Source organism: Steroidobacter cummioxidans, from assembly GCF_003104955.1.
Map to the genome: position 1 here is coordinate 38,576 of NZ_LSRW01000017.1, position 14,116 is coordinate 52,691.

The 14,116-nt window shown below is 63.0% G+C and carries 13 protein-coding genes; all 13 read left to right on the forward strand.

The annotated features are described in order from the left end of the window. Positions 1 to 24 precede the first annotated feature (24 nt). The 13 genes from D0550_RS10455 to D0550_RS10515 all read left to right on the forward strand — a co-directional run bounded on the left by D0550_RS10455 (position 25) and on the right by D0550_RS10515 (position 14,015). Entirely contained in the window at positions 25 to 1,026 is a 1,002-nt protein-coding gene (locus D0550_RS10455; protein ID WP_116809133.1) for a sulfotransferase family protein, read from the forward strand. A gap of 233 nt (positions 1,027 to 1,259) precedes the next feature. Further along, positions 1,260 to 2,567: an O-antigen ligase family protein gene (locus D0550_RS10460; protein ID WP_116809134.1), complete on the forward strand. Its 1,308-nt coding sequence runs from the start codon at positions 1,260 to 1,262 to the stop codon at positions 2,565 to 2,567. Between the two features lie 18 nt (positions 2,568 to 2,585). Beyond that, positions 2,586 to 3,722, forward strand: coding sequence for a glycosyltransferase family 4 protein (locus tag D0550_RS10465; RefSeq protein ID WP_116809135.1), 1,137 nt, complete (start codon positions 2,586 to 2,588; stop codon positions 3,720 to 3,722). Positions 3,723 to 3,724: 2 nt separating this feature from the next. Then, complete coding sequence (locus tag D0550_RS10470) at positions 3,725 to 4,906, forward strand: glycosyltransferase (protein WP_116809136.1); 1,182 nt, start codon at positions 3,725 to 3,727, stop codon at positions 4,904 to 4,906. Next, on the forward strand, positions 4,899 to 5,987 hold the full coding sequence (locus tag D0550_RS10475) for a glycosyltransferase family 4 protein (RefSeq protein WP_116809137.1): 1,089 nt from the start codon (positions 4,899 to 4,901) through the stop codon (positions 5,985 to 5,987). The genes D0550_RS10470 and D0550_RS10475 overlap by 8 nt, the downstream gene beginning before the upstream one ends. A 22-nt stretch (positions 5,988 to 6,009) precedes the next feature. Continuing rightward, positions 6,010 to 7,368: an AMP-binding protein gene (locus D0550_RS10480; RefSeq protein WP_116809138.1), complete on the forward strand. Its 1,359-nt coding sequence runs from the start codon at positions 6,010 to 6,012 to the stop codon at positions 7,366 to 7,368. Positions 7,369 to 7,378: 10 nt separating this feature from the next. After that, a complete protein-coding gene (locus tag D0550_RS10485; protein ID WP_116809139.1) occupies positions 7,379 to 9,379 on the forward strand; it encodes a heparinase II/III family protein in 2,001 nt (666 codons plus the stop codon). A gap of 36 nt (positions 9,380 to 9,415) precedes the next feature. Further along, positions 9,416 to 10,366 carry a citrulline utilization hydrolase CtlX gene (gene ctlX / locus D0550_RS10490; RefSeq protein WP_206606195.1) on the forward strand — a complete coding sequence of 317 codons (951 nt, stop codon included), beginning with the start codon at positions 9,416 to 9,418 and terminating at the stop codon, positions 10,364 to 10,366. A gap of 9 nt (positions 10,367 to 10,375) precedes the next feature. Beyond that, the gene (gene plsY / locus D0550_RS10495; RefSeq protein ID WP_116809140.1) at positions 10,376 to 11,020 is read left to right on the forward strand and encodes a glycerol-3-phosphate 1-O-acyltransferase PlsY; all 645 of its coding nucleotides are present in this window, start codon (positions 10,376 to 10,378) and stop codon (positions 11,018 to 11,020) included. Between the two features lie 5 nt (positions 11,021 to 11,025). Continuing rightward, on the forward strand, positions 11,026 to 12,063 hold the full coding sequence (locus tag D0550_RS10500; protein ID WP_116809141.1) for a biotin--[acetyl-CoA-carboxylase] ligase: 1,038 nt from the start codon (positions 11,026 to 11,028) through the stop codon (positions 12,061 to 12,063). A gap of 5 nt (positions 12,064 to 12,068) precedes the next feature. After that, positions 12,069 to 12,833 carry a type III pantothenate kinase gene (locus tag D0550_RS10505; protein ID WP_116809142.1) on the forward strand — a complete coding sequence of 255 codons (765 nt, stop codon included), beginning with the start codon at positions 12,069 to 12,071 and terminating at the stop codon, positions 12,831 to 12,833. 81 nt (positions 12,834 to 12,914) lie between these two features. Further along, the gene (locus D0550_RS10510; RefSeq protein WP_153067109.1) at positions 12,915 to 13,220 is read left to right on the forward strand and encodes a hypothetical protein; all 306 of its coding nucleotides are present in this window, start codon (positions 12,915 to 12,917) and stop codon (positions 13,218 to 13,220) included. 21 nt (positions 13,221 to 13,241) lie between these two features. Then, positions 13,242 to 14,015 carry an SPOR domain-containing protein gene (locus tag D0550_RS10515; RefSeq protein ID WP_116809144.1) on the forward strand — a complete coding sequence of 258 codons (774 nt, stop codon included), beginning with the start codon at positions 13,242 to 13,244 and terminating at the stop codon, positions 14,013 to 14,015. Positions 14,016 to 14,116 lie beyond the last annotated feature (101 nt).

Below are 14,116 nucleotides of genomic sequence, written 5' to 3' on the forward strand. Positions count from 1 at the left end.
GTCGCCGCAGCGAGGCAGTTACCAATGACGCTGGAGCAAGCTCGCGGCGGTGCCGCGTGGGACAGTCCTTTATTCATCGTGGGCATGCCACGATCGGGCACGAAACTATTACGCGGCTTGCTGAGCAGGCATCCCCGCATCAGCATGCTCGAGCCCGAGACCGATTTCCTGCCGTTCATCCACGAGTGGATCGAGCGGCACGGCGAGCCGACGACGGCTGCGGCATTCGAGCAGTTGGCCGCTGCACTGAGCAGTGCGAACTATTTCAACTTCCGTCCCGCCGAGCGCGGGCCATTCCACTGGCAGGACTGGCGCAACGCCTGCAATGACCGCTTCGATGTGAATGGCTTGTTCGAAGGTTTCGCGCGTTACGAGCTGGGTGCCGAGCGCGAGTCGGGCACGATCTGGGCCGACAAGTCGCCCGCTTATATTCGACAGATCCCGCTCATCCTCAGGCATTTTCCCACGGGGCGAATCCTGCACATCGTGCGTGACGTGCGCGATCATTGCGTTTCCATGCGCAATGCGTGGGGCAAAGACATTCGTCGCTCGGCGTGGCGCTGGAGCAATGACGTGCTGGCCGCTCACCGCCAGTGCTCGAGCATGCCCGAGCGTTGCCTGGAGGTGAGATTCGAAGCGCTGTTACGAGATCCGGACACACAGATGCGTCGGATCTGTCGCTTTCTCGGACTGAATTTCTACTCGAGCCTGACCGAGCTGTCGCAACCGGTGGAGGAGCGGGGCGACGCCGCGGGACGCACGCAGATCATGCGCAACAACTGCCGCAAGTTCGAAAGCCGCCTGAATCCGGACGAGATCGCATCGGTGGAATCCTTCGCCTGGGACGGCATGCAGGCGCTTGGTTACGAGCCGGTTCGCGCCACCAGGCCGCGCACCATGTCAGCGCTGATGCAGTCCGCGTTGCAGTTGAAAGACGGTGTCCATTTGGTTGCTAGCGGCATGTCGCGTCGGGGAGTTGCCTCGGCCGTGCGCTTTCATGCAACTCACCGTCGCATGGCCGGATGAGAGCTGGCGCGGTTGCAATGTAAGTACTGAAGCGGTGCTTGCAATAATTACAACCAAACGGGGATTTGAGCAGGATGAAATGGCGCAATCACGCGCTCGCATCAAGGATCGGCGCTGGTATGCAACTTGCTCTGCTCGGCATTGACAGCGGATTTCACCGAGGCGGACGTGTACGTGCATTTTGGCCGGCGCATTCATACTGATCGAAGAGCCCACGGCGGAGGGCAGCGCTGATGCGTTTCGTGCTGGCCATACTCACGCTGTTTCTGACCCTCAGCAGCGTATTCCAGTGGGATCCGGGCCCGGCGCCCGGCGTCAAGATCAAGAACTTCCTGCTCTACATGCTGGTCATGGGGCTGGTGTTCAGCTACGCCAACGGGCGCAAGTTCAAGATCCAGCTGCAGTCGATGAACGTGACGTTCATCGTGCTGATTGCCTATTCCATCTTCACGTATCTGGCCATCGTGCTGTTCATCGATTATCCGCGCTACGACGTGCTGATCAGCGCGTTCGACCTGAAGAATCGCGCGGTCGACTACATGCTGTTCTTCCTCGTGTTCTTTTATGGCACGCGCTCGGAGAAAGATGCGACGTTCGTTTTGAAGTGTCTGCTGCTGTCGTGGATCGTATCGCACGCAGTCGCAGTGCTGGATGCGTTTGGCTATGTGCAAATCGGCGACATCGAGCGTCGCAGCGACGGGCGCGTCCAAGGTGCGGTGGGTGAGTCGAATCAATACGGCGCGTTCGTTGCGCTGACCCTGCCTGGCGCAGTTGCGATGGCGTTGGCCTCGAAGGGCTGGCGTCGATGGATCTGGGTGGCGGCTTCCGCGCTCACCGCAGGTACGCTGCTGATGACAGTCTCGCGCGGTGCGTTCGTCGCAGTCTTCGTGGCCACGGTGTTCGGTGCCTATCTGTTCCGTCGTTATTTGTCGTTAGGGAAGATTTTCACCTGGGGCCTGATGGCTGGCGGCGCGCTGCTGGTCATCCTGGTCATCGTCAGCCTGAGCTTCGGCGATCTGCTGTACGAGCGAGTGGTTGCCGACTTCAGCAGCAAGGACATGAGCAGCACCTCCTCGGGCCGCACCGAGATCTGGTCCACTGCGATCGCGATGATGTTCCAGCACCCCCAGACGCTGCTCACCGGCTTCGGCTGGAATGCCTACTGGATCATGCCGTTCCGGTATTCGCCGCATAACTACTACCTGGCGCAGTGGTTCAACCTGGGGCTGCCCGGCCTGATCTGCAGTGTGCTGTTGCTGGTCATTCCGGTGCGGACCGCACTGCGCTCGTTCGCGGTGGCACCGGATCGCCTGCGCATGCCGCTGGCCGGCTTCGTGGTCGCGACCATCACCTACGCGACTGCAACGTTCTTTGTGGATCTTTATGTGCCCTGGATCTATTTCTGGGCATACGCCGGCGTGAGCATGCGCCTCGCAATGATCGCCCGGGAGGCCGTACCGGAACCTGTGACCGCAAACCAACCCGTGCTGGCACCGCAACGAGGGGATCCGTATGGCTGGATCGGCGCTGTCCGTCATTGATTCGATCTGGAACCACCGATGAAGATTTGCATTGTCGGCCTCGAAGATTTTCCGCAACTGGCGCAGCTGAAGAGCGCGAAGTACGTAGGGGGCGAATCCGTGCAGCACGTGCTGCTGGCGCGGGCCTGGCGCGACCTGGGTCATGAAGTATCGATGGTCGTGCACGATCACGGTCAGGGCCGGGAGACGTACGTCGACGGAATTCGCGCAATCGCGCCCTATACGCGCGATGAAGGTATTCCGGTATTTCGCTTCGCCCATCCGCGGCTGACCGGGATGATCGCCGCGCTACGTGACATCGATGCCGATGTTTATTATCAGTCGCCGGCGGGTGCGGCGACCGGCATCACCGCCTGGTTCTGCCGCCGCCATGGCAAGCGGTTCATCTCGCGTATCGCCTCGGATCTGGCCTGCATTCCCGGCAAGCAGCTGATTCGCTACTGGCGGGATCGCAAGATTTACGAGTACGGCTTGCGCAATGCCGACCTCATCGTCGCGCAGAGCGAACAGCAGCGCACCTTGCTACAGCGGAATTATGGGCTGAAGAGCGAAGTGCTCGACATGGCCGTGGAGATGCCCAGCGGTCCGCAGCCGGAGAAAGATATCGATGTGCTGTGGGTGTCGAATCTCAGGCCGGTGAAGCGTCCTGAGATCGTACTCGAGCTGGCGCAACGGCTGCCGGAGGTGCGCTTTACGCTGGCGGGTGGCGCGCTGCCCGGAACGGACGAATATTTGCGTACCGTGACCGAGGCGGCGAAGTCGATACCGAACCTGACCTGTCCGGGCGCGGTGCCGTACACCGACGTGGGGACGATGTTCAGTCGCGCGAAAATATTCCTGAACACGTCGCAGATCGAAGGTTTCCCGAACACGTTCCTGCAGGCCTGGGTGCGTGGCGTGCCGGTGGTGGCGTTCTTCGATCCGGATTCGCAGATCAGGCAACGCCAGCTCGGACACACGGCGACCGACCTGGAAGACATGGTGCGTGCCATCGTCAGGTTGCTGCAGGATCACGATGAGCGTGAGCGCATCGGTGAGCGGGCACGTGCCTATGCGATCGCCCAGTTCGGGCCGACGCACATTGCCGGCCGTTATCTGGAAATGTTGGGTGCGCAGGATGCGTCCCAGGTCCTGCGCTACGGCACCAGCGGCTGAACATGGCGAGCGTGGAAGCCAAGCTCCAGCCTGAAATCGGTTCGCTCCGGTCCGCCGGGGGCGAGATGATGGATGTCTTGTTCGTGCTGAACAACCTCGGGGTCGGCGGCTCGGAAAAGAAGGTCGTGCGCCTGGCCAACGTGCTGAGTACGCGCGGCATGCGCGTCGGCATTGCGTACTTGAACGAGCCGGCGGAACTGTTGCAGGAGATCGGTGAGAGTGTGGCGACGTTCTTTCTGTCGCGGCAGGGCCGGTTCTCGCTCAAGGCCAATGCGGTGCTGAGAGATCTCATCGACGCGCACCGTCCCCGCAACGTAGTGTCCGTGAATCTGTATCCCGCGTTGTATGTCGTCATGGCTACGCGCTGGGCGCAGCACCGCCCGCGAACCATCGGATTGATGAATACGACGGAAATGCGCGTCAGATGGAGGCGCGACTTTTATCTGCGCGTGCTGCGGTATCTGGACTGGACCGTGTATGGCTGCGAGCTGCAGAGAGATGTCTGGCTGTCCGCCGACAGCCCGATGCGGCCGCGTTCCAGCGTGATCTACAACGGCGTCGATTTGAGCCGATTCGCGGCAGCGCGCGTTGGCGCCGCCGGGCAACGAGCCCAGTACGGAATCAGTGAGAATGCCTTCGTTGTCGGCAGCGTCGGCCGGCTCGTGGCCGAAAAGAATCAGCTGCCATTGCTCGACACCGTTGCAGAACTGCGGGCTTCGGGCGCCGACGTGCACCTGATGCTCGTCGGCGACGGGCCCATGCGATCGACATTGGAGCGGCGAGCCGCCGAGCGCGGAATCGCGGGAGCAGTGACGTTCACGGGCTCGTTGCCCGACGTGCGCGCCGCGTTGAGAGCATTCGACGTGTTCGTGCTGCCGTCGCTATCCGAAACCTTCTCGAACGCAGCGCTCGAAGCGATGGCTATGCAGCTTCCCGTGGTACTGACGCGCACCGGTGGCGCGTCGGAAATGATCGAGCACGGCAAGGAAGGTTATATCGTCGATGTGGCGGATCTGCCGCGACAGTTGCCCGGTCTATTGAATCAATTGCGACTGGACACCGTGTTGCGCACTCGAATGGCTACGGCCGCCGCCATGCGCGCGCAGCGAGAATTCTCGTGGGAAGGAATGCTAGCGGCCTATCAAAGCATGTTCGGTAAGCGTGAGGCAGTCAGGCATGCGTGAGTCCTCCAGCGTCGTGATGCTAGGCCCCGGACTGAATGTCCGCGGCGGTGTATCGGGCGTGGAGCGACTGCTTCTGGATGCGTTGCCCGAGGACGTGCGTGCCACTCACATCGCCACTATGGTCGAAGGGGGTAAGTGGACCAAAGCCGTGACCTTCGCGCAGTCGCTGGCCAAGCTGACTCTGGAGCTGCGGCAGCATCCCGATGTGGTCCACATCCACTTCGCCAGCGGCGCCAGCAACATTCGCAAGATCATTCTGGCGCGCGTCGCCCTGGCGCGGGGCGCGAGCGTCATCATGCACGCGCATGGCGGCGGGTATCAGAAGCATTGGGCGAGCATGTCGCCGAGAGCGCGCTCGATCACGTTGAACACGCTGCAGAGCGTGCAGCGTCTGGTCGTGCTCGGTGAAGGATGGAGGACGTTCTTCGAGTCCATCGGTGTGCCCAAGCATCGCATCGTGGTGTTACCCAACCCGGTGCGATTACCGGAGGCCGTGCCGGAGCGAGCTCGGGACGGCAAAGTCCGTTTTGTTTATTTCGGATTGATCACCGAACGCAAGGGCGTGTTCGACCTGCTCGAGGCCGTGCCCCGGCTGTCGCCGGCGTGTCGCGCCAAAGTCGAGTTCACCCTCGCCGGCAATGGCGACGTTCCGCAGCTGCGCGAGCAAGCGAGCCGGCTGGGTGTACAGGATGTAGTCGAGATTCGCGAGTGGGTCGATGTGGCCGAGCGCGACAGACTGCTGGCCGCGGCGCATGCATTCGTATTGCCGTCGCACACCGAAGGCTTGCCGATGTCGTTGCTCGAGGCGATGGCTTGGGGATTGCCGCCCATCTGCACCCCCGTCGGCAGCATTCCGGAATATGTGGTGAACGGCGCGAACGGATTGCTGATTCCGCCCGGCGATATATCTCAGCTCGCCGCGGCCATCGAGAGACTGGTGTCAAAGGAAGAGGATCGCGTCCACATGGGGCGCCTGGCTCGCGCCACTGTGGAACCGTTGTGCGTCAAACAGTATTCGAATCGCATGTGCGCCGTGTATCGCTCCGTCGCCAACGGCCATGGGCGAGTGACGGCGCGCTGAGCGCGTCTCATTTGGATCAGGCATGCAAGCGCTGGTAAAAAAACTCAAGCTGCTTCAGGTCGGCGATACCGCCGTACGTCGCAACCCTCTGTTCTACTCCGATGCACAACGTGAGCTCGAGCGCCTCGAGCGCGCCGGCTTCAACGAGCGCCGCAAATGGACGCGTGATCGCCTGAGCGAGGTGCTGTGGCCGGCGAGCCGCAGCGGCTATGGCTTGATCGTACGAGGCGGTGGCGACATCGCGAGCTGGCCATTGCTGACCAAGGCCGAAGTGCGGGCCGCGCCGAAAGCGTTCGCCGTCGGCTCGCAGCTGTTCACGATCAAGGCGAATACGGGCGGCACATCGGGTGCGCCCCTGGACATCATGCGCTCGCTGCCTTCGGTGGTGTTCGAGCAGGTCTGCATCGATCGTCTGATGCAAAAGGTCGGCGTCGAGGCGCGCTCTGCGAAGTGCGTGGTCCTGCGCACCGAAACCATCAAGGATCCGAACGATTTCAAGCCGCCGTACTGGGTTCACGCCGGTGGCGGCAATAAGCTGGTGCTGTCGTCGACGCACTTGAATGCAGCGACGCTCGAGGAGTACGCCCGCGCCATCGATGAATTTGCTCCGGAGTGTTTGCTCGGCTACCCGACATCGCTCGAAGCGCTGTGCTTCCTGTTGAAGCGCGCGAAGCGACGACTGCACATTCCTGCGGTGCTGTGTTCGTCCGAAGTGCTGCACCCCAGGGTCTGGCACGCGGCCCGACATACGCTGGGCTGCAGGCTGCTGGATTACTACGGTCAGGCCGAGCGCGTTGCCCTGGCTTATGCGACGGCGCAAAGCGAGTATCGATTCCTGCCTGGCTATGCGCATGTGGAGTTTGAGCCGGCGGGTGTGGATGGCGATTCCAGGTTGTACGAGGTCATTGGTACGCCGCTGTGGAATCGCTCGATGGCGCTGATCCGCTATCGCACCGGTGACTTGATTCGTCTGCCGGCTGCGTGGGGAGAGCACGAGCTCGAAGAGTTGGCGCTGGGCTTACGGACCTTCTCCGGCGTGCTGGGGCGTGACAGCGACATCCTGGTCACACCGGATGGCGTGAAAGTCACCGGCATCAGTCACTTCCAGCGTGATGTGGCCAACATCGTGCGCATCCAGGTGATTCAGGAGAGTCCCAGCAAGGTCGCGATTCTGGTCCTGCCGATGGACGAGTACAGCGAGCGCGATCGCGATCGCCTGATGCACAACGCCCGCGAGAAGCTGCCAAGGAATATGCACGTCGAGATTCGCAGCGTGACCGCGCTGGAGCGCACGGCCCGCGGCAAGACGCCTTTCGTCATTCATCGGCCGTCGGTGAAGGAGCTGCTGAACAATACGCGTGCCCACGGAAACATTGCGTGAGGCGCAAGCCATGAGTCTGAAGTGGAAGCTGCATCGTCTGTCGGCGATGAGCGGGTGGGAAGTCGGTTACCGGGTCAAGCAACGTGTCCAGGCCAGCGTCGAACAGTTTGGCCTGCACTCAGCTGCGCCTCCGCCGCCTGCGCAGGAGAGAACTGGCGCGCCGTGGGTTGCGACGCTCCCGACGGGATTCGACGTCGATAAGTATCGCCACGCCGCCGATGCCATTCTCGACGGTCGTTTTCCTGTGTTCGCGATGTCGGCCGCTGCGCTGGGCTTTCCGCCGCAGTGGAACCGCGATCCGAAGACGGGCCGACAGGCGCCGCTACAGTTCGGCAAGACGCTCAACTATCGCGATGAGTCACTGGTCGGCGATATCAAATATTTGTGGGAGCCGAGCCGCCACGCGCAGCTCGTGACATTGGCGCAAGCCTGGCACCTGACGCGAGCAGATGAGTACGCGGCAGGCTGCCGCACGTTGCTCACATCCTGGTTCGATCAATGTCCGTATCCGTCGGGCGTGCACTGGACCAGCAGCCTCGAACATTCGATCCGACTGGTGAACTGGTCGTTCGCGTGGCATTTGCTGGGCGGCGACGGCTCGCCGCTGTTTCGAGGCGCGGCGGGTGAAGCATTCAAGCAGCGCTGGCTGACCAGCGTGTATCAGCATTGCCAGTTCATCGCCGGTCATTTCTCGCGTTACTCATCCGCGAACAATCATCTGCTCGGCGAGTTGATGGGGCTGTTCGTCGCCTCGCTCACCTGGCCGCTGTGGAAGCGCAGCCGGCGCTGGAAGAGCATGGCGCAGCGGGAGCTCGAGGAGCAGATGCTGCTGCAGACCGCCGAGGACGGGGTCAATCGCGAGCAGGCGAACTGGTATCATCATGAAGTCGCCGACATGATGATTGTCAGCGGCCTGATTGCGCGCGCCAACGGCTGTGACTTCAGCACCGCTTACTGGCATCGGCTGCGCGGGATGCTGCAATACATCGCGAGCATCATGGATGCTGGCGGTCACGTGCCGAACTTCGGCGACGCCGACGATGCGATCATCGCCCGGCTCGATCCGGCGGCCGCCGACGTTTATCACTCGCTGCTGGCGACCGGCGCTGTGCTGTTCGATTCCGCCGAGCTCAAGTTCAAGGCGGGCTCGGGACGTACGGTTGCGCAGATCGATGACAAGACCCGCTGGCTGCTCGGCGATGAAGCAGCGGCCAGATTCGAGGCTATCGACATGGCGCGCGTGTCCCTGCCTGTGCGCAGGGATTTTCCGCAAGCCGGCTATTACATCCTCGGCGATCGGTTCGAGACGAATCGCGAAGTGCGCCTGGTCGCCGATGCCGGTCCGCTGGGCTATCTGTCGATCGCCGCGCACGGCCATGCGGATGCTTTGTCGTTCACGCTCAGCGTCGGCGGCAAGGAAATACTGATCGATCCGGGCACCTACGCGTATCACACGCAACGAGTGTGGCGCGATTACTTCAAGGGCACGTCGGCGCACAACACCGTGCGGATCGACGGGGTCGATCAATCGGTCAGCGGCGGCAACTTTCTTTGGGTCAAGCACGCGCAGGCGCAAGTGATCGCGCTCGAGCGCACACCGCTGGTCGATCGCTGGGTAGCCAGTCACGACGGTTACTCGCGACTGAAGCATCCGGTGACGCATCGTCGTGAGATTCAGTTCGAGAAGCAGCAGTCGCGTCTGCAAGTCACCGACGAGTTGCTCGGCAGCGGCACCCATCGAGTCGAGATCTTCTGGCACTTCGCCGAGCAATGTGCGGTCGTGGCCAACGGTCGCGACGTTCGCGTGTCATGCGGCGACGTGTTGCTGTCGATGACCCTGCCGGAGGAGTTGCGCTGCGATGTCCATCGCGGCGTCGAGCGTCCGCAGCCCACCGGATGGATCTCGCGCAGCTTCGATGCCAAGGTGCCGACCACCACGCTGATCGCCAGCGGTCGCATCGATGGAGCGGCGCGCCTGGTGACCCGATTCAATATCGACTTCAAGAGCTGAGGCGCCATAATGCCGCCCTACCGCGTAGGGGGCACCATGAGCCTGGCCGATCGACAAATTTCCAGCGACGTCATGATGATCCGGCCGGTGGCCTTCGCCGGCAATCCACAGACCCGGTCGTCCAACGCCTTCCAGCAGGTCGATGCAGGCAGTGAGGATGCGGCCAATCAGGCCGCGGCGCTACGCGAGTTCGATGGCCTGGTGGCGGCGCTGGAACAGGCGGGCGTCAGCGTGCACGCGTTCCAGGACACGCCCGAGCCGCATACGCCGGACTCGATCTTCCCGAACAATTGGGTGAGCTTCCATGCCGACGGCACGGTCGTGCTGTATCCGATGCTGGCCGAGAATCGGCGGCTCGAGCGACGGCTGGATCTGATCGAAGCCTTGAGTGTGCAGCATGGCTTTCACGCCGCCCGGGTCATCGATCTGACCCGTCACGAGCACACTGGCCGTTACCTGGAGGGAACGGGCAGTCTGGTGCTCGATCGCATGCATCGCATTGCCTATGCCTGCGTCTCGCCACGCACCGACCTGGATGTGCTCGGCGACTTCGCGCAACAGCTCGACTACGACATCGTGGCGTTCGAAGCGCACGACGCCAACGGCCAGGCCATCTATCACACCAATGTGCTGATGTCGGTGGGCGAGCGATTCGCCGCCGTCTGTCTGAACGCGATTCGCGAGGACGAGCGCGAAGGCGTGCTGAATCAGTTGCGCGGTACAGGCCGCGCCGTCGTGGAGCTGTCGCTCGAACAGATGAGCGCGTTCGCCGGCAACATGCTGGAGCTGGGCTCGTCGCTCACCGGCAGTGTGGTCGCAATGTCCCAGCGCGCACACGATGCCTTGACTGCCGAGCAGCGAGCCACGCTGGCAGCGAGCGCCGGTCCGATTGTCGCCGCGCCCATCCCTACCATCGAGAAGCTGGGCGGTGGCAGCGTCCGCTGCATGCTGGCCGAGCTGCATCTGCCCAGGAAGAAACGACTATAATTTCGCCAAATGTTGGAACTTGGCGTTAAAACCCTGCTGGCCTACCTGTTGGGCTCGCTGATCGGCAGCCTGCTGGTCGGCCAGCTGCGCGGTGGTGTGGACATTCGTAAGCTCGGCAGCGGCAATGCCGGCGGCACCAATGCCTTGCGCACCCAAGGCTGGTCGTTCGCCCTGTGGGTCATGGTCATCGATATCGGCAAGGGCTGGCTCGCGGCCGGCTTGCTGGCGCCGATGAATCTGCCGGGCATCGGCATCGATCCGCAGGTCGAGCGCGACTGGCTGGCGGTGGCCTGCGCGGCGGCGGTCGTGCTGGGTCACGTTTATCCAGTGTGGTATGGATTCCGCGGCGGCAAGGGTGCGGCGACTCTGATTGGCGTGCTGGTGGGCCTGAAGCCGGTCGCCATCCTGCCGGTGTTCGCGGTGTGGCTGGTGGCCGTGATGCTGACCGGCTTCGTCGGCCTCGGCACCATGCTCGCGGTCGCTTCGTTTCCCGTTTATCTGGTGCTCACCGAGGCGCAGCCGTCGATGGCCATGCTGGTCTTCGGCTGCGCCATGACGCTGTTCGTTTGTTACACCCATCGCGGCAACATCGAGCGCATGCGTGCCGGTACCGAGAGCCGGGCCAAGCGGCTGTGGCTGCTGCGTCCCCGTTGATTCTCATGCCTGCCAGCAGCAAGTCCCAAACTCCGAAAACTCAGGCACAGGCGCGCCGTCAGCGGCTGCTTGCCATGCTGGCGGAAGGCTCGTTCTATTCCGGCGAGCAGCTGGCGAAGAAGCTGAAGATCTCGCGCGCCGGTGTGTGGAAGCTGATGAACTCGCTCAAGGCGTTGGGCGTCGACATCGAGTCGGTGCCGCGCCAGGGATATCGATTGCCACGCGCCGTCGATCTGCTCGACAAAGAGGCGATCGTCGACTCGCTGCCGGCCGCGACTCGCTCGCAGCTGGAGCGGGCGGACGTGCTGCTGACCGTCGATTCGACCAATCGCTTCGTCGCCGATTTGCCGCCGCCGCAATCCGGTCGATTTCAGCTGTGCACGGCTGAAGTGCAAAACGCAGGCCGTGGCCGGCGCGGACGCAGTTGGATTGCGCCCTTTGGCAGCGGCATCTGCATGTCGTTGGGCTGGCAGTTCACCGAGGCGCCGCCGACGTTTTCGGCGCTCAGCCTCGCGGTCGGCGTGGCGGTGGTGAAGGCGTTCAGGCGTCTGGGCATCGCGGGCGTTGGCTTGAAGTGGCCCAACGATCTGCAATGGCAAGGCCGCAAGCTCGGCGGCATCCTGATCGAAATGCGCGGAGAATCGGCCGGGCCGGCGCAAGTGATCATCGGCATAGGCATCAACGTGCACATGCCGGCTGCAACTCGCATGCAGCTCGCCGAGCGCGAGGCAGCGTTGATCGCCGACGTGCACGAAATCATGCACGGGCAGACTCCGACCCGGAACGCATTGATCGGCGCCGTCGCCACCGAGCTGCTGGACATGCTGCAGAAGTTCACCGTCCACGGCTTCGAGCCGTTCAAGGACGAGTGGCACGAGCTGGACACGCTGGCGAATGCGCCGGTCAAGGTCATCAGCGGCTCGCAAACGACCTTGGGTGTCGCGCGCGGCGTCGCAACGGACGGCACGCTGCTCGTCGATGTCGATGGCGAGCTGCGCAAGTTTGTTTCGGGCGAAGTCAGCTTGCGCGCGGTGAAGAGCTGATCGCGATGCTGTTGCTCATCGACATTGGCAACACGCGCATCAAGTGGGCGCGTTTCGATGCAGGCAGCATGGGCCCGCAAGCGGCTGCCGTGCATGCCAGCTGGACGCCGGATGATTTCGTTCAGCAGATTCTGAATTCAGGTCCGCGCACCGAGCGTGTGCTGATCGCCAATGTCGGTGGCCCGCGCATGGCCGAGCTGGCGCGAGCCGCAATCGCAGCGACGTGGCAGATCGAGCCTCGCTTCGTGCATTCGCCGGCGACGCAGGCCGGCATTCGTAACGCCTATCCGGAACCGGCCAAGCTCGGCGTGGATCGATGGTTGTGCCTGCTCGGTGGGCGGGCGCTCGAGCCGAGGCCGCTGTGCGTGGTCAGTGTCGGAACGGCCATGACCATCGATGGCCTGGACGCCGGCGGTCAGCACCTGGGCGGCGTGATCGTTCCGGGGCCGGACCTGATGGTGTCCAGTCTATTGAAGAACACCAGCGACATTGCTCATCGCGCCTTGGGTGGCCAGGCCCGGGACGCGTTATTTGCCGACAACACCCTGGGCGCGATTCAGCAGGGCGCAATCCAATCGCTGGCGGCGCTGGTCGAGCGCGCACTGGAAACACTCGAACAGCAGCTCGGTGAAGCACCTGTGCTGTTGTTCACTGGTGGTGCCGCAGCCCGCCTGCAGGGGGCAGTTCGGTGCGTGGGCAGAGAAATTCCCGACCTGGTGCTGCGGGGGTTGGCAGTGGTCGCGACCCAACCTGAATCATCCGCCGCCTGATCCCGCCGGGCGCGGTGATGCGGGAGCCTTCGTGTATCATCCGGCTCGTTCCGAGGCGGGGAGCAAACTGAGGATGCTGGGATGGCTAGCTCGAGATTCCGACCATTGACCGCAGCTGCGGCGCTGTTGGCGCTGAGCGGGTGGCCGCTGTCGGGTCTCGCGGCCGATGTGCAGGCCGGCAAGACCGTCTCCCAGGCCAAATGCAGCCAGTGCCACGAGGCCGACGATTGGGAAGGCGAGAGCACGGCCTCGCTGGAAGGTCTGATCCGCGACATCGTTGCCGGCAAGGTCAAGCATAAGCAGCCGCTGCAATTGACGCCGGCTGAGGTGGCGGACATCGCCGCGTACTGGGGCCAAAGCAGCCAGAAAGGTAAGAAGCGGCGCTAGTCGCTCAAATATAACAACTGCATGCGCGCCTTCTGTCTGCTGCTGGTGCTGGTCAACGCCCTGTATTTCATCTGGTCCCAGGTGATCGATGTGCAGGTCGGCAGCCTCGACCGCGTGCCGCTGCGCATGGCCACTCCACCGCCGCGCATCGTGCTGGCGAAAGAAGCACAGAGCGCGCCGGCAGATCAGCAACCTGAAGAGGACGATGACGAGGACGAGACTGTCGCCGAAGTGCGCGATGTGGTCCCACCGCAAGTCGCGCCGCTCGAATCGTCGGGCACGGTGCAGCCCGCTCAGCTACCTCCGACCGCGCGTCAAGATGCTCTGGCTTGCAGCAGCGTCGGCCCGTTCGCCGACCTGGGCCAGGCGTCACAAGCACAAGCCACGTTACGCAGCATGGGATTTCAGCCGCGCCAGCGTGTGGAGCAGGGCGAGCTGTGGACCGGTTATTGGGTCAGCGTTCGCGATCTCCCCTCGCGCGACGCTGCAGAGCAGGCGCTCAGAACGATCAATGCCAACGGCATCTCCGATGTTTACTTGATGCCGGGCTCCGACCCGCCGAACGTGCTGTCGTTGGGCGTGTTCTCCGACTATCAACGTGCGCAACGCCGGGCCGAGGAAGTGCGAGCTATCGGTCTGACGCCGCAGATCAGCGATCGCAAGCGCGCCGGTTCGGTGTTCTGGGTCGATGTAGATCTGAAAGAGCCGGGCCAGACCATCGACACCAGCGTGTTTCAGGTCGGTCAGAGCCGCATCCTGCGTCTGGAATTGCGCGGCTGTCCGCAGTCGGGTTAGGGCCTGTAAACACTCATTTGATGGACTGCGACGAGCTATTGCGGTTCAGGGCTAGGCGGGACGACCGCCGTGTACTCTCTGTACACAAGGGAGGAGCAACG

What these genes read in the sequence shown, in the direction of transcription:
- D0550_RS10455 (WP_116809133.1), top strand. Translation starts at nt 25, where the DNA reads ATGACGCTGGAGCAAGCTCGCGGCGGTGCCGCGTGGGACAGTCCTTTA.
- D0550_RS10460 (WP_116809134.1), top strand. Translation starts at nt 1,260, where the DNA reads ATGCGTTTCGTGCTGGCCATACTCACGCTGTTTCTGACCCTCAGCAGC.
- D0550_RS10465 (WP_116809135.1), top strand. Translation starts at nt 2,586, where the DNA reads ATGAAGATTTGCATTGTCGGCCTCGAAGATTTTCCGCAACTGGCGCAG.
- D0550_RS10470 (WP_116809136.1), top strand. Translation starts at nt 3,725, where the DNA reads ATGGCGAGCGTGGAAGCCAAGCTCCAGCCTGAAATCGGTTCGCTCCGG.
- D0550_RS10475 (WP_116809137.1), top strand. Translation starts at nt 4,899, where the DNA reads ATGCGTGAGTCCTCCAGCGTCGTGATGCTAGGCCCCGGACTGAATGTC.
- D0550_RS10480 (WP_116809138.1), top strand. Translation starts at nt 6,010, where the DNA reads ATGCAAGCGCTGGTAAAAAAACTCAAGCTGCTTCAGGTCGGCGATACC.
- D0550_RS10485 (WP_116809139.1), top strand. Translation starts at nt 7,379, where the DNA reads ATGAGTCTGAAGTGGAAGCTGCATCGTCTGTCGGCGATGAGCGGGTGG.
- ctlX (WP_206606195.1), top strand. Translation starts at nt 9,416, where the DNA reads ATGAGCCTGGCCGATCGACAAATTTCCAGCGACGTCATGATGATCCGG.
- plsY (WP_116809140.1), top strand. Translation starts at nt 10,376, where the DNA reads ATGTTGGAACTTGGCGTTAAAACCCTGCTGGCCTACCTGTTGGGCTCG.
- D0550_RS10500 (WP_116809141.1), top strand. Translation starts at nt 11,026, where the DNA reads ATGCCTGCCAGCAGCAAGTCCCAAACTCCGAAAACTCAGGCACAGGCG.
- D0550_RS10505 (WP_116809142.1), top strand. Translation starts at nt 12,069, where the DNA reads ATGCTGTTGCTCATCGACATTGGCAACACGCGCATCAAGTGGGCGCGT.
- D0550_RS10510 (WP_153067109.1), top strand. Translation starts at nt 12,915, where the DNA reads ATGGCTAGCTCGAGATTCCGACCATTGACCGCAGCTGCGGCGCTGTTG.
- D0550_RS10515 (WP_116809144.1), top strand. Translation starts at nt 13,242, where the DNA reads ATGCGCGCCTTCTGTCTGCTGCTGGTGCTGGTCAACGCCCTGTATTTC.